Origin of the sequence: Kitasatospora sp. NPDC088160 (assembly GCF_044741445.1) — a bacterium.
In the GTDB taxonomy this organism is placed as follows: Bacteria; Actinomycetota; Actinomycetes; order Streptomycetales; family Streptomycetaceae; genus Kitasatospora.
This window is the reverse complement of the sequence record NZ_JBIUSS010000006.1, coordinates 1-13,345: the sequence shown is the minus strand read 5'-3', so window position 1 is coordinate 13,345 and position 13,345 is coordinate 1. Positions and strand designations below refer to the sequence as shown.

11 protein-coding genes, 1 tRNA gene and 1 pseudogene are annotated in these 13,345 nt (G+C 73.1%); 6 read left to right on the top strand and 7 right to left on the bottom strand.

The genetic code is table 11. From position 1 onward, the window contains the following. Positions 1-184 precede the first annotated feature (184 nt). Entirely contained in the window at positions 185-817 is a 633-nt protein-coding gene (locus ACIOGZ_RS10570; protein ID WP_400985585.1) for a cyclase, read from the top strand. Positions 818-898: 81 nt separating this feature from the next. On the opposite strand, the gene ACIOGZ_RS10565 is transcribed toward ACIOGZ_RS10570, so the two are convergent. Both ACIOGZ_RS10565 and ACIOGZ_RS10560 read right to left on the bottom strand, forming a co-directional pair. Next, positions 899-972: transfer RNA gene (locus ACIOGZ_RS10565), tRNA-Met, on the bottom strand. 184 nt (positions 973-1,156) lie between these two features. Continuing rightward, a complete protein-coding gene (locus tag ACIOGZ_RS10560; protein WP_400985584.1) occupies positions 1,157-3,496 on the bottom strand; it encodes an MMPL family transporter in 2,340 nt (779 codons plus the stop codon). 303 nt (positions 3,497-3,799) lie between these two features. Here ACIOGZ_RS10560 and ACIOGZ_RS10555 point away from each other — a divergent pair, with 303 nt between their 5' ends. Both ACIOGZ_RS10555 and ACIOGZ_RS10550 read left to right on the top strand, forming a co-directional pair. Then, the gene (locus ACIOGZ_RS10555) at positions 3,800-5,038 is read left to right on the top strand and encodes a sensor histidine kinase (protein ID WP_400985583.1); all 1,239 of its coding nucleotides are present in this window, start codon (positions 3,800-3,802) and stop codon (positions 5,036-5,038) included. Then, on the top strand, positions 5,035-5,736 hold the full coding sequence (locus tag ACIOGZ_RS10550) for a response regulator transcription factor (RefSeq protein WP_363624295.1): 702 nt from the start codon (positions 5,035-5,037) through the stop codon (positions 5,734-5,736). The genes ACIOGZ_RS10555 and ACIOGZ_RS10550 overlap by 4 nt, the downstream gene beginning before the upstream one ends. A gap of 147 nt (positions 5,737-5,883) precedes the next feature. On the opposite strand, the gene ACIOGZ_RS10545 is transcribed toward ACIOGZ_RS10550, so the two are convergent. Next, positions 5,884-7,059 carry a serine hydrolase domain-containing protein gene (locus ACIOGZ_RS10545; protein ID WP_400985581.1) on the bottom strand — a complete coding sequence of 392 codons (1,176 nt, stop codon included), beginning with the start codon at positions 7,057-7,059 and terminating at the stop codon, positions 5,884-5,886. A gap of 141 nt (positions 7,060-7,200) precedes the next feature. Next, positions 7,201-8,367: a serine hydrolase domain-containing protein gene (locus ACIOGZ_RS10540; RefSeq protein ID WP_400985579.1), complete on the bottom strand. Its 1,167-nt coding sequence runs from the start codon at positions 8,365-8,367 to the stop codon at positions 7,201-7,203. Positions 8,368-8,580: 213 nt separating this feature from the next. Between ACIOGZ_RS10540 and ACIOGZ_RS10535 the strand changes: the two genes are divergently transcribed. Next, positions 8,581-8,922 (top strand): DUF6968 family protein, encoded by a 342-nt coding sequence (locus ACIOGZ_RS10535; RefSeq protein WP_363627783.1) that lies wholly within the window; start codon positions 8,581-8,583, stop codon positions 8,920-8,922. 123 nt (positions 8,923-9,045) lie between these two features. Here the strand turns inward: ACIOGZ_RS10535 and ACIOGZ_RS10530 are convergent, their stop codons facing one another. Continuing rightward, on the bottom strand, positions 9,046-9,378 hold the full coding sequence (locus tag ACIOGZ_RS10530) for a cupin domain-containing protein (protein WP_363627784.1): 333 nt from the start codon (positions 9,376-9,378) through the stop codon (positions 9,046-9,048). Positions 9,379-9,500: 122 nt separating this feature from the next. On the opposite strand from ACIOGZ_RS10530, the gene ACIOGZ_RS10525 reads away from it, so the two are divergent. After that, positions 9,501-10,592 (top strand): polyprenyl synthetase family protein, encoded by a 1,092-nt coding sequence (locus ACIOGZ_RS10525; RefSeq protein WP_363627785.1) that lies wholly within the window; start codon positions 9,501-9,503, stop codon positions 10,590-10,592. 79 nt (positions 10,593-10,671) lie between these two features. Here ACIOGZ_RS10525 and ACIOGZ_RS10520 read toward each other — a convergent pair whose 3' ends face one another. Further along, positions 10,672-11,655: an NADP-dependent oxidoreductase gene (locus tag ACIOGZ_RS10520; RefSeq protein WP_363627786.1), complete on the bottom strand. Its 984-nt coding sequence runs from the start codon at positions 11,653-11,655 to the stop codon at positions 10,672-10,674. A 140-nt stretch (positions 11,656-11,795) separates the two neighbouring features. Between ACIOGZ_RS10520 and ACIOGZ_RS10515 the strand changes: the two genes are divergently transcribed. Beyond that, positions 11,796-12,173 (top strand): helix-turn-helix domain-containing protein, encoded by a 378-nt coding sequence (locus ACIOGZ_RS10515; protein ID WP_363585541.1) that lies wholly within the window; start codon positions 11,796-11,798, stop codon positions 12,171-12,173. A gap of 658 nt (positions 12,174-12,831) precedes the next feature. On the opposite strand, the pseudogene ACIOGZ_RS10510 reads toward ACIOGZ_RS10515, so the two are convergent. Beyond that, a pseudogene (locus ACIOGZ_RS10510) lies at positions 12,832-13,345 on the bottom strand (AarF/ABC1/UbiB kinase family protein); the annotation flags it as partial.

Sequence of the window (13,345 nt, the reverse complement as noted above, 5' to 3'; positions counted from 1 at the left end):
CGGAAAGTGCTGCAACTGCCTTGCGCAGCAGGATTGTTGGAGGTCCCTGACGCGCCCATGCTGAATTCGCCCGGCCTGCGCCGGGCCGCCGGGTGGGCGGGCGGCTCAGGTACCCCACGCCCCGACGCTCGCGCGCCCCACCCTCACCCCCCACCTCAGGCTTCGCGGGAGAACCCTCATGGGAATGACCTCTGCTCTGCGACGTGCCTCGGTCGTGCTCGCCGGCGGCGTGGCCGCGGTCGGGCTGTTCGCGCCGACCGCCGCGGCCGCGGACACCCCGGTCGTCCTGGCCTGCCAGGCGACCCCGCCGATCGGGTCGGCACAGACCTTCAACCTCAACGCCGGTGTCAACGCCGCCGCGCCCGCCACCGTCACGGCCGGCAGCCAGTTCACCGTCACCCTGGCCCCCGACGCGCTCACCGTGCCCACCACGGTGGGTGGTTACAGCATCCAGTCGATCAGCAACATCGTCCTCACCGTGCCGGTCCCCGCGAACGCCACGCTGACCGGCGAGTCGCTGACTGGCGGCTCCGGCTACTCGGGCAGCGCGAGCGTCGCGGTGAACAACGGCAACGTCGTGCTCACGGTGAACGGGTCGGTCGGCGGCGGCGGCACCTTCACGCTTCCCGCGCTGACCCTGAACCTGGCCGCCGGGGCCTCCGGCAGCGTCATCCGCACCTCGGTGGCCGGTACGAGCTACACGGACCCGGGGCTGACCTTCACGGCGACCGTGCCCGTCTCGTTCTTCACCGTCGACGTGCCCACCGCCTGCTACCCGGCCACCGCACAGGCGCTCAGCACCACGACGGTGAGCTGACCGGGGGCTCGCGCCGAAGGCGACCGAGGGAGAACAGCACCGGGGCCGGCGCACAGTGTGCGTCGGCCCCGGTGTCGGAAGTAGCGGGGACAGGATTTGAACCTGCGACCTCTGGGTTATGAGCCCAGCGAGCTACCGAGCTGCTCCACCCCGCGTCGGTAGTACCGACCGTACGGCACCCGGCGGCGATCACCTAATCGGCCACCGGGCGGCCGGGTGCGCGGCTCCAACGGCGGCCCCGAGGTGATGCGCGTTCAGCGGAAGCCGACAGCCGCAGCGCGACGGAACCGGGGGCGCCGGCCGTTGCGCCCGGTGTCGTCGTCCGAGCCCGCCCGCTTCCTACGGGTGGTGGCTGCTTCCGGTCCAGGAGGAGGCTGCGCCCTGTTCCTCCTGCGGCGCGTACGGCTGGGGATAGGGCTGAGGGTAGGGGGAGGGGTGGTCGTCCGGCCGCGGCGGCGTGGGCCACTGCGACCAGGGCTGGGACTGCGGCGACTGCGGCGCCTCTGCGCGGGGGTGCCCGGGGGCCGTGCGGGCCGTGGTACGGCCTGGACGCAGGGGCCACCACAGGCTGCGGCCGAGGAGCGCGGCCAGGGCGGGCACCAGGACGACGGACAGCAGGAACGCGGAGAGCAGGATGCCGAGCGCGGTCGCGAAGCCGATCTGCTGGGTCGAGGGCTGCGGGGTCACGGCGAGGCCGGCGAAGGAGCCGGCCAGGACCAGGCCCGCCGTCGCGATGGCCGGGGCGGTGTGCCGGAGGGCGCGCGCGACCGCGGCCCGGGGCGGGCCGGGGTGTTCCATCTCCTCCCGGATCCGGTCGCTGATCAGGATGTTGTAGTCGGTGCCGAGCGCGACCACGAACAGGAACAGGACCAGCGGCAGCGTGAAGTTGACGCCCGGCTTGCCCATCGCGTGCTGGAACAGCAAGGCGGCCGCGCCGAGGGTGGCCGCGAAGCCGAGGCCGACGGAGAGCATCAGGACGACCGGCGCGAGCAGGCTGCGCAGCAGCAGGAGGAGGATGACCCCGATCAGTGCCGCCGCGACCGGGAAGACCAGCCGCAGGTCGCGGCCGACGGCGGTGGAGACGTCGGCGAAGACGGCCGGGGTGCCGCCGACGTGCGCGTTCAGGTCGGCGGGTGTGCCCTGGGCGACGGCCGCGCGGATCGGGCCGGCGACCAGGTCGCGGGCCTGCTGGGACTGCGGGTCCTCGGTGAGGAAGAGGTCGATCCGCGCGGCCTGCCGGCTCTCGCTCAGGACCGGCTCTGCCACCTGGCCGACGCCGGTGGCCCGGGTGAGGCGCTGGGCCAGGCCGTTCAGCGCGCCGGGGGTGAGGGGGCCGGCGTTCTTGGTCTCGACGTAGACGCTGGTCGGGTCCGCCACACCGGCGGGCAGGACGCGGGAGATCTCGGCGGCGGTGGTCTGGGAGGCGGTGCGCGGTCCGCCGCCCAGGCCGTAGTCCATCCTGATCCCGGCCAGCCCGCCGGCCAGGGCGCCCAGGAGGGCGAGCGAGGCGAGGACCATGACCACGGGCCGGCGGGCCACCAGGTCGGCGAAGCGGGCGGTGGCGCCGTCGCGGGGCACGGTCTTGAGGGCGCGTGAGGGCCAGAACAGTGCGCGTCCGCAGGCCGCGAGTACGGCGGGCATCAGGGTGAGGCTGGCCAGCAGCATGACCAGGACCGAGACCGCGACGGCCGGGCCGAGCACCCGGAACTGCCCGAAGCTGGCGACCCCGAGGGTGGCGAAGGCGGCGACGATGGTCAGCGCGGCCGAGGTGATCGCGGTGCCGACCTTGTGGCCGACCTCGGCGGCGGTGGCGCGGTGGTGGCGTTCGGGGTGGGCCCGCAGCTGCTCGCGGAAGCGGAACATCAGGAACAGGAAGTAGTCGATGCCGATGCCCAGCAGCACCACGCCGATCAGGCTCGGTACGGACGGGTCGAGCTTGATGCCGGTGAGCAGGGCGGTGCCCACGACGGCGCCGGCGGCCACGCCGCTGACGAGGGCCACCGCGATCAGCGGCAGCAGCGCGGCCAGGGCGCTGCGGAACACGAGGATGTGGAGCAGGATGATCAGGCCGACGGCGCAGGCGGACGCGACGGTCGCGAGGGTCTTGCCGTCGTCGGCGGAGTCGACCTGGTCGGCGAGGGCGCCGGTGAAGCCGGTCCGCAGTCCCTGGGCGGCGAACTCCGCCCGGGTGCCGTCCCGGAACGCCCGGTAGGTGTTCTCCAGGCCCGGGTCGGCGGGGTTTCCGGTGAGGTTGGCGGAGAGCAGCTCGAAGGTCCCGTCCGGCGCGGTCATGGCCGGGTCGACCTGGGGGACCTGCGAGTAGTCCCGCTGAAGGGGCGCGGCGTCCTTGGGCTTGGGCATGGTGACCTTGAGGCGGCTCAGCCGCTTCGCCCCGTCGTCGATCTGCTGCCGGTCCGCGGCGGTCAGCGCCCGGCCGTCGGCCCGCGCGACCAGGACGGTCACCGGGTTGGCGTCGGGCTTCGTCCCGAAGCGGTCCTGGGCGATCTTCATGGCGGCGGCCGAGTCGTAGCTCTTCGGCAGGAAGTCGGCCGTCTGCGTCTGGGTCACCCGGTAGATCAACGTCTGGCTCAGGACGGTCAGGAGTACTCCCAGGACCGCCCATACGGCGATCACCTTCCACGGATTCCTGGTGGAGAATCCGGTCAGGGCGCGGATCACGATGTCCTCCGGCTGTGGTGCTGTCGCCGGGGATTTCCGGCACGTCTCCAGACCATCACGGCGTACCGGGCGTTCTCGTCCGAGCGCGGGAGGAGAACGGCATCAGGACCTGAGCCCGCCACCAGGCCCGGACCAGGACCAGGGGCCTGGTCCGGGATCGGTCCCGGGTGCCGGCCCGGGGCCGGGGGCCACAGGGAGAATGGACCGCAGGCCCCCCCGAGGGCTCCGCGGGAACGGCTCGCGGCTCGCGGCTCACGGACGACAGCACACGGCCGACCGGCCACGGAAAGGACCACCACCAGCATGTCGACGCACCACCGGCCGCTGCTGTTGCCGCAGCCGCAGCCGCAGCCGCCGAGAGCCGACGGTCTGCCCTGGACGGCCAGTGACGCACTGGTGGCCGTCGGGGCTGCCGCCCTGGACCTCCTCGGCTACTCGATCGGCGGCCCGGACGGAAGCCAGCCGATCGCCCTGACGGCGCTGGTCCTGCTCGTACTGGCGGCCATGCCGCTGCTCACCAGGCGCCGCTACCCGCTGGCGTCGCTGACGGCTGTGCTGGCCCTCGGCCTGGCCCTGAACCTGAGCGGGCCGGTGCCGCAACACTTCAACTGCACGCTCTGCATCGCGCTGTTCGCGGTCGCCCGCTCGCGCGGCCTCGTGGTGGCGGTGACGACCGCCCTCGTGGCGGCCGTCGTACCGCTGCTGGGCCGGGGGCATCCGCTGCCGCCTCCGCTCTCGCAAGTGGCGTCCAACGTGGTCGCCGTGGCGCTGGTCATCGCCGCGGCCGAGGCGCTGAAACGCTGGCAGCACGCGGTGGAGGCCAGGCGCAGGCTGCTGGCCGACCGCGCGGTGGCGCAGGAACGGCGCCGCATCGCACGGGAGTTGCACGACATCGTCGCCCACCACATCACCACCATGCAGCTGATGGCCGGCGGTGCCAGAGCGAACCTCGGGGGTGACGCCGAGGTGGTGCGCGACGCCCTGGTCACGCTGGAGGGCTCCGGGCGGATGGCGCTGCGCGAGATGCGCCAACTGCTCGACGTGCTCCGGGCCGGCGACGAGCCGGAGGAGTCGCCGGCCGAGCCGCAGCCCGGTGTCGGACACCTCGGACGGCTCGTCGAGGAGTCCCGCAGGGCCGGTCTTCCCACTGAGTTCGCCGTCCTGGGGGAGGAGCGCCCGCTGCCGCCGAGCACCGGCCTGGCGGTGTTCCGGATCGTCCAGGAGTCCCTCACCAACACCCGCAAGCACGCCGGCCGGGCCCAGGCGCGGGTCCGGCTGACGTACCACCCGGACCGGATCACCGTCGAGGTGTCCGACAACGGCACCGCCGCGCCGGCCGACACCCTGGTGGGCGCCCTGGCGGGAGCGGGCGGTGCGGCCGGACCGAGGGCGGGCCGCACCGGATACGGTCTGATCGGCATGCGCGAACGCGTCGCGCTGCAGGGCGGCAGCATGGTGGCCGGCGCCGTGGACGGTGGTGGCTTCCGGGTGGCGGCCAGCCTGCCGGTGGCGCCGGCCGACGGAGAGGAACGGCTCGGATGACGGGAACCCCGGAGCGGATCAGGGTGCTGATCGCCGACGACCAGCCGCTGGTACGGCGGGGCCTGGCCCTGATCCTGGCACCCGACCCGGCGTTCGAGGTGGTGGCCGAGGCGGACGACGGCCAGCAGGCGGTCGACCTCGCGCACCGGCACCGGCCCCACGTCGTGGTGATGGACATCCGGATGCCGGTTCTCGACGGCGTCCAGGCGACCGAGCGGCTCACGCGGGAACTGCCGGACTGCCGGGTCCTGGCGCTGAGCACCTTCGACATGGACGAGTACGTGGTCGCCGCCCTGCGCGCCGGCGCCTCCGGGTTCCTGCCCAAGGACGTCTCCCCGGAGGAGCTCTCGGCGGCCGTGCGCACCGTGCACACCGGGGAGGCGGCGGTGGCGCCGCGCCTGCTCACCCGGCTGATCTCCACGTACGTCACCGCGCCCCGCCTGCCACCGGCACCGGTGCCGTTGCCGGTGTCCAGTCTGGGCGAACTGACGCCCCGCGAGATCGAGGTGTGGCACCTGCTGGCCACCGGCCTGGACAACGCCGAGATCGCGTCGGCGATGGGCATCAGCGTCTCCACGGTCAAGAACTACATCACCAGCATCTTCGCCAAGCTGAGTGTCCGCGACCGTGCCCAGGCGGTGATCGCGGCCTACGAGTCCGGCCTGGTCGAGGCCCGGCCCGCGAACCCGGCGGGCTGAGGCGGGCTGAGCCTGCCCGAGTCGGACTGATCCCGGCAGCGGTACTCCACAGACGGCCTCGCGGTCCCCGCCCACGGGAGCCGCGAGGCCGTCTGTCCGGTGTCCGCCCCCCCGCGCAGGCAGGGGGCGCCCCGAGGGGTGGCGCGGTCAGCGGCAGAGGGCCGCGTCCAGGGCGTCCGCCATGTGCTGCGCGCCGGCCTCGCCCGGGATGGCGGTGACGGTGATGGCGGCGGCGCGGCCGTCGTCGGTGACCCCGTTGCGGGAGCGGTAGCCCGCGGTGGTCCCGCCGTGGCCCCAGGAGAGGCCGCCGCAGGAGAGCGGCTTGCTCTGCAGGCCCAGCCCGTAGCGGACCCCCGGGCCCAGGAGCTCGGCGGGGACGGTGGTGCGCATCTCGGCGAGCTGCGCCGCGGGCAGGAGTCGGCCGCCGAGGAGCGCGGCGTAGAAGGAGTTGAGGTCGGTGTTGGTGGAGACGATCGCCCCCGCCGCCCAGGCCGCCGAGGAGTCCATCTCGGTGTAGTCGATCGTCCGCGCGTCCGGCGAGCTGCGGTAGTAGCCGTGAGGGTGGGCCTCGTGGATGCCGGTGTCCCCGGGGGTGGGGAAGTAGGTGTGGCGCAGGCCGATGCGGTCGATGACGCGCTTGGTGATCTCCTCGCCGACGGGCCGTCCGGTGACCTTCTGGACGAGGAGTCCGGCGACGATGTAGTTGGTGTTGCTGTACTCCCAGCTGGTACCCGCGGGGAAGCGGGCCTGTTGGGCGAGGGCCGCGTCGAGGAGGTCGCGGGGCTCGAAGTAGCGGTACTGGATCGTGGTGAAGTCCGGGAGTGCGGGGGTTTCCATGTAGTCGGGCAGGCCGCTGGTGTGCTGGAGCAGCTGGCGGACGGTGATGCGGCGTCCGTCGATGCCGTCGCCGCGCAGCAGGCCGGGGAGGTAGGTGTCGACGGGCGCGTCGAGGCCGACCTTCCCTTCGGCGACGAGCTGGAGGACGACGACGGCGGTGAAGGTCTTGGTGTTGCTGCCGGCGCGTATCTGCCCGTCGACGGGGACCTTGGCGCCGGTGGCGAGGTCGCCGACGCCCGCGGTGTAGGTGCGGGTGCGGCCGTCGCGGCCCTTGACCGAGGCCAGTGCGGCGGGCAGGCCGTCGTCCTTGACCAGCGCGTTCAGGCTCTGTTGGACGCTGTCCGGCTTGGCGCCGGCGAACGCCGCGGTCGGTGCCAGCACTCCGGCCGCCACGACGCCGGCGGCCACGGCTGCCGCCACCATGTGCCGACCGCGGCGGCTCCGGTGGGACTGGGGGGAGCGGCTGTGCGGGACGTGCTCGTTCACGGAAGAACTCCTCTACGGGAAAGGGGAATTGGCGGGATGTGCAGGTGCGCGGGTACGCGAGCGCGCGGGTTCCGCGCTCGCCGAGGCGCGCAGAACCCGCGGGTCGTACTGGTGCGGAAGCTCAGGCCGGATCGGGGAGGGTCAGCGGCACAGGGCCGCGTCCACCGCGGCCTCAACGTGCTGTCCGGCCGCACCACTTGGGATCATGGTCACCGCGATGCTGGTGGCGCGGCCGTCATCGGTGGCGCCCCCGGCGGTCTCGTAGCCCGGAATGGTCCCGCCGTGGCCCCAGTAGAGGCCGCCGCACGACAGCGGCCGGCTCACCAGGCCCAACCCGTAGCGGGCGCCGGGGCCCACCTCGTCGGCGGGGACGGTGGTGCGCATCTGGGCGAGCTGCGCCGCGGGCAGGAGCCGGCCGCCGAGGAGCGCGGTGTAGAAGCGGGTGATGTCGCTGTTGGTGGAGACGACGGCGCCTGCCGCCCAGCCCCAGGAGGGGTCCAGTTCGGTGTAGTCGCGGAGCGAGCCGTCGGCGTCCCGGTTGTAGCCCTTGGGGTGGGCCTCGCGGATGCCCGTGTCCCCGGGGGTGGGGAAGTAGGTGTGGCGCAGGCCGATGCGGTCGACGATGCGCCGGTTGACCTCCTCGCCGAGCGGCCGCCCGGTGACCTTCTGGATGATCAGGCCGGCCAGCAGGTAGTTGGTGTTGCTGTACTCCCAGCTGGTGCCCGGGGCGAAGTGGGCCTTCTGGGCCAGGGCCGCGTCGAGGAGTTCGCGCGGTTCGTAGTAGCGCGTCGGACCGGTGAGGATCGAGTCCTTGTCCACGTACTCGGGCAGGCCGCTGGTGTGCTGGAGCAGTTGGCGGACGGTGATGTTGCGTCCGTCGATGCCGTCGCCGCGCAGCAGGCCGGGCAGGTAGGTCTCGACGGGGGAGTCCAGGCCGACCTTTCCCTCGGCGACGAGCTGGAGCACGACGACGGCGGTGAAGGTCTTGGTGTTGCTGCCGATCCGCACCTGCCCGTCCGTGGGCACCTTGGCTCCGGTGGCGACGTCGCCGACACCGGCGGTGTAGGTGCGGGTGCGGCCGTCGCGGCCCTTGACGGCGGCCAGCGCGGCGGGCAGGCCGTCGTCCTTCACCAGCGCGTTCAGGCTCGACTGGACGTTGTCCGGCTTGCCGCCCGCGAACGCCGCGGTCGGTGCCAGCGCTCCGACCGTCATCACGCCGGCGGCCACGGCGGTCACGACCGCCACCGCCCGGTGCCGGCCGCCCCGGCGCGAGCGCGGGAGGCGACTGTGCGGTGCATGCTCGTTCACGAAGAACCCCTCTGAGGAATGGCGCCGGTGATTCCCGGCCTTGATCAAGAGGACCATTCAGGGGCAGGCGAGTTCGTCCGTACCCAGGACGAGACCGCACCCGGGAGCCGGCTCCGGGAGCCGGCCCCAACCAGGACCGTGCTCCCGGCAGTGCTCTTGCCGGCCTTCCGGTGGAGAGGCGCTTCGAACCGTGGGGTGTGTTGTACTGCTGCGGTGAGCGCTGAATACGAGCTTGGCCAGGTCATCGCCAGTCGTGAGCTGGCCTTTACCGCTCCGGACGGGACGCAGAGGCCGGTGCTGCTGGAGGTCGGGCTGCCCTGCCGCGACCCGGAGGGGCCGGACTGGTACTGCCCGTACCGGATCACCGGACACCCGGGCGTCGTCGACCGCGTGACGGCGATCTTCGGCGTGGACTCGTTGCAGGCCCTGCAACTCGCCCTGACCCGCCTTCCCGGCGAGTTGAGGGAGTTGAGCGAGTTGAACGAGTCGAACGACGCCGCCGGGCTGACCTTCCTGGGCGGGACGGACTTGATGCTGGGGGGCGAGGGTTCCTGAGGGCGCAGAGCGGATGAGGCGTGACGGCGGTGACGGGGGCGGCCGCCTCGGACGGGGCGGGTGCCGGACAGGGCGCGTCCGCAGGTGGGCACGCCCTGTCCGGCACCTGTCCGGTGTGCTGTTTCAGTCGCGCTTGGCGATGGTGAGGAGCACGGCCGAATCCTCGATCGCTTCGACACTGTGGCGAGCCTCGGGGATGGGGATCAGGTCACCGGCGCGGCCCTCCCAGCTTGTGTCGCCCTCGACGAGCCGCACGTGTCCGCGCAGTACCAGGAGGGTCGCGTCGCCGGGGTTGTCGTGCTCGGCGAGGCCCGAGCCGGCGGTCAGGGCGAGGACGGTCTGACGCAGTCCGCGCTCGTGGCCGGTGTAGACGGTCGCCGCGCTGCGTCCCGAGGAGGCTGCCGCCGCACGCTCCAGGTGCTCACGGGCCTGTGTGTCCAGAGAAATCGTCTGCATGCTCCCCAGTATCTCGGACCGGGAGGCCGATGGGGCAGCATGGGTGACGGACCACCACCGGGATCCGTGGCACCTCCGCGCCTGCGCGGGCCCGCATCCCCGCCCGAACGGAAGACATCTTCGTGACCGATACCGCCGCCGTCCCCACCGAGCAGATCCGGGCCCGTCTCGCCGGGTACGAGCGCCGGTTCAGCACGCTGTCCGAGCAGTACTTCCAGGACCTGGCCGCCGCCTTCGACGCTCCGTCGTTCAGCCGGTTCACCCCGGACTGCCTGGCCCTGCTGCGGGACCTGTCGCTGCGCGGCGGCAAGCGGATGCGGGTGGCCCTGCTCTTCGAGGCCGCCCGGCTGGTGACCGCCGAGCCCGTGGCGGGGCTGGAGGACGCCGCGCTGAGCATCGAACTGCTCCAGACCCACGGGCTGGTCCACGACGACATCATCGACGACAGCCCCACCCGCCGGGGCGGGCCCTCCACCTACTACGCCTACCGGGGGCGGTTCCCCGACCGGCCGCAGACCGCGCTCGGGCTCGCCGTCCTCGCCGGCGACCTCGCACTCGCGCTGTCCCTCCAGGTCCTCCTCGATTCCCGGGCCCCGCTCCCGGTCCGACAGGCCATGGTCGAGGTGCAGACGCGAGCGGCAACGGCCACGTTCGTCGGCCAGATCATCGACCTGGAGCGGGACTTCACCGCGGACCCGGACGAGGAGGTGCTGCACGACGTGGCCGACTACAAGACCGCCCGCTACTCGGTCCTCGCCCCGCTCCAGCTGGGACTGCTCGCCGCAGGCGTCCAGCCCGCCCGCCACGACGAGGAACTGCGCCGCTACGCCCGGCTGGTGGGGATCTGCGGGCAGCTGCGCGACGACTACCTGGACCTCTTCGGCGACGCGGGGACCATGGGCAAGCCCACCGGAACGGACCTCCGGGAGGGGCGGCGCAACTACACCGTCCGCGCCGTCCTGGCGGCGGCCACCGACGCCGAGCGGGCCGTGGTGGAGTCCGCACTCGGCGACGGAGCCTGCACCGAGGAGACCGTCGCCGCCATCCGCGACATCGCCCACCGCCACGGCGTCCCGGAGCGGATGCGGGCGGACATGCGGCGCTTCGCGCACGCGGCCGCCGCGGAAGCCGCGGCCTGGCGCCCCAGGTGGCGGGAGGAAGCCGTCGCGTTCTTCGAGTACCTGCCGAGGTGGAGCGTCGAGCGAGTCCGGTGAGGTGAGGTGAGCCCGCGACAGGGAGGGCGGAGGACGGGGGAGGGGCGAGCGGGGAATCCCGTCCGTTCCTGATCGGCGGTCAGTTGGCTCCGGGCCCGACCCCGGTGGTGAGGACGAGCTTGCCGCGGGTGCGGCCCGCCTCGCCGCGGGCATGAGCGGCCCCGGCCTGCTCCAGCGGGAAGGTCCGCTCCACCTCGACGGCGACCTCGCCGGCGTCGATCAGCGCGGCGATCGTCGTCAGCGCGGCGCCGTCCGGCTCGACCAGGAACGGGGTGACCCGCACGCCGGCCGCCTCGGCGGCCGCGGCCAGCTCGGGGGAGACGCCGGCCGGGACGGCGACCAGCAGGCCGCCGGGGCGCAGGACCTTCAGGGAACGGGTGCTGGTCAGGTCGTGGTCGTCGCCCACCAGGTCGATGACGACGTCGATGCCGGCGGTGGCGTCCTCGAAGCGGGTGCTGGTGTAGTCGATCACCTCGTCGGCGCCGAGTTCCTTGAGCCAGGGGTGCCGGGCGGCGCTGGCGGTGGCGACCACGTGGGCGCCCAGGTGGCGGGCGAACTGGACCGCGAAGTGGCCCACCCCGCCGGCGGCTGCGGTGACCAGCACCCGCTGGCCGGCCCGCACCCGGGCCGTGTCGACGACGGCCTGCCAGGCGGTCAGTGCCGCCAGTGGCACGGCGGCGGCGTGCACGTGGTCGAGCGTGGCCGGCTTGCGGGCGAACTGCCGGGCCGGGGCGGTCACGTACTCGGCGTAGGCGTTCGCGGCGCGCGGGAACCACGGCATGCCGTACACCTCGTCACCGGCCTTCAGCGTGGTCACGCCGAAGCCGACCTCCTCGACCACGCCGGACACGTCCCAGCCGAGCGTGAACGGCGGCTCACCCAGCAGGCCGGCCATGCCGGAGCCGCCGCGGGTCTTCCAGTCCACCGGGTTGATCCCGGCCGCGTGCACCCGTACCAGCACCTCCGTCGGCAGCGGCACCGGACGCGTCACCTCGGCGACCCGCAGCACCTCCGGCCCGCCGAACGTGTCCTGGACCACCGCGCGCATCGTGTCTGCGGACATGCGTCATCTCCCGGAGCATCAGAGTGCGGAAGGCCGTTGAGCGGCCGTTCCTCGATGCCGGCGACGCTATCCCCGCGGGTATGGTTACCTTCAAGGGCTAGTACTTCCCATCGGGAAGTGTCCTGGTGAGGAGGGTGAGCATGACGACCACCTGCCCCAGCGGCGAGCACTCGCAGCACGACGTCTACGCCGCCCAGTGCCCCTGCCGCATCCTGCTCGACCTGCTCGCGAACAAGTGGGCCGCCCTCGCCATCGGCGCCCTCGAAGACGGTCCCCAGCGGTTCGGTGAACTCCAGCGCCGCCTCCAGGGCGTCAGCCCCAAGGTGCTGACCCAGACCCTGCGCCGCCTGGAGGACTTCGGCATCCTCGACCGCACCGTGTACCCCGTCGTCCCCCTGCACGTCGAGTACTCCCTCACCCGCCTCGGCCAGAGTGCCGCGGTGCCGTTGAACGCGCTTCGCTCCTGGGTCGAGGAGAACATCGACCAGGCCCTCCGGCCCGAGCCGGTCGCGGGGTAGCCCGGCAGTGGCCACGACCGGTTCCCGCAGCCGAGGGTTCAGCACGCCGCCGTCCGCAGGTCGTGCGGCTGGGCGTGGACGGCGGACCTGGGACAGGTGGCCAGCAGCCACTCCTCCGCCTGCGCGGCGCCCTCGGCGGCGGTGGTCTCGGCCTCCGCGCAGGCCGCTGTGACCCGCTGCGCGGCGTCCGGCAGCAGGTGGGAGAACCTGCCGATGGTCGCACCGGCGTGGTCGCGCCGGTCTCCGGGGTCAGCCAGAGTCGGAGCCAGCCGTGCGCCAACGCCTCGGCGGAGCCGGCCAGTCCCCGGGCGTAGAGCTCCAGGGAGGCGGGCGGGGGCAGGGCGGTGTCGGTGCTGTCCGCCCCGCCGGGCGGGCCGGCGCCGGTCTGGTCAGGATCCCCGGGAGTGTCAGGCGCTCACGGGCGGTCCGGGAGGTGAGAGTGCCCGGGCCCGGACAGCGCCCCGCAGTGCAAAGCGGTGGCCTGGCGCCACCCGGCCCGCTCAGTAGCCGCACCGCGGGTGAGAACGACGTCGCCCCTGTGTCGGTGCCTTCCCCAGGATGCGCGACAGGGCCGGTGACGGGAGAGGTCCGACCCGGGGCGGCGCGCTCGCGGGACGTACCCGGTGTTCGTTGTCCATTGCCGTGGTCGGGAGCGGGGTCATCTTCTGTGCCTGGTGGCCCAGATGATGGCGGCGGCGAGGATGAGTGCGGCGTGGGTGTGGCTGTGGTCCGGCCGGTCCGTGGTGTTGGTGATGCTCAGGGTGAGGTCGTTGTCGGCGAGGTTGCGCAGGATGTTGCGGCTCTGCTGGAGGGTGCCGGGGGCGGCGATGATGAGTTCGAGGGCGGTGCGGGCGGCTTGCTGTTCGGAGAGGGTCTCGCGGGTGAGGCCGAAGATGATGGTGCGCAGGTTGTCGGCGAAGACGTCGGTGATGGACAGTTCGGGGCAGAGGTGGCGGATGGATCCTTCGAGGTTGGCGAAGGATTTGCCGAGGAGGGCGATGACGGGGCTGGAGCGGACGCCGCGGCGGGTGGCGCAGACGAGGACGGCGGTGAGGGTGACACCGAAGTCGAGATCGTCCAGGGATGCGGAGGTGACTTTCGGGACGAGGGCGCTCATGTCGGTGCGGAATCCGGCGAGGTCGGCCCAGGGGGTGGGGTTGCCCATCTCGGCC

Excerpts from the sequence above, each read along its gene's own strand:
- ACIOGZ_RS10555 (WP_400985583.1), top strand. The coding sequence starts at position 3,800 with ATGTCGACGCACCACCGGCCGCTGCTGTTGCCGCAGCCGCAGCCGCAG.
- ACIOGZ_RS10515 (WP_363585541.1), top strand. The coding sequence starts at position 11,796 with ATGACGACCACCTGCCCCAGCGGCGAGCACTCGCAGCACGACGTCTAC.
- ACIOGZ_RS10520 (WP_363627786.1), bottom strand. The coding sequence starts at position 11,655 with ATGTCCGCAGACACGATGCGCGCGGTGGTCCAGGACACGTTCGGCGGG.
- ACIOGZ_RS10570 (WP_400985585.1), top strand. The coding sequence starts at position 185 with ATGACCTCTGCTCTGCGACGTGCCTCGGTCGTGCTCGCCGGCGGCGTG.
- ACIOGZ_RS10530 (WP_363627784.1), bottom strand. The coding sequence starts at position 9,378 with ATGCAGACGATTTCTCTGGACACACAGGCCCGTGAGCACCTGGAGCGT.
- ACIOGZ_RS10550 (WP_363624295.1), top strand. The coding sequence starts at position 5,035 with ATGACGGGAACCCCGGAGCGGATCAGGGTGCTGATCGCCGACGACCAG.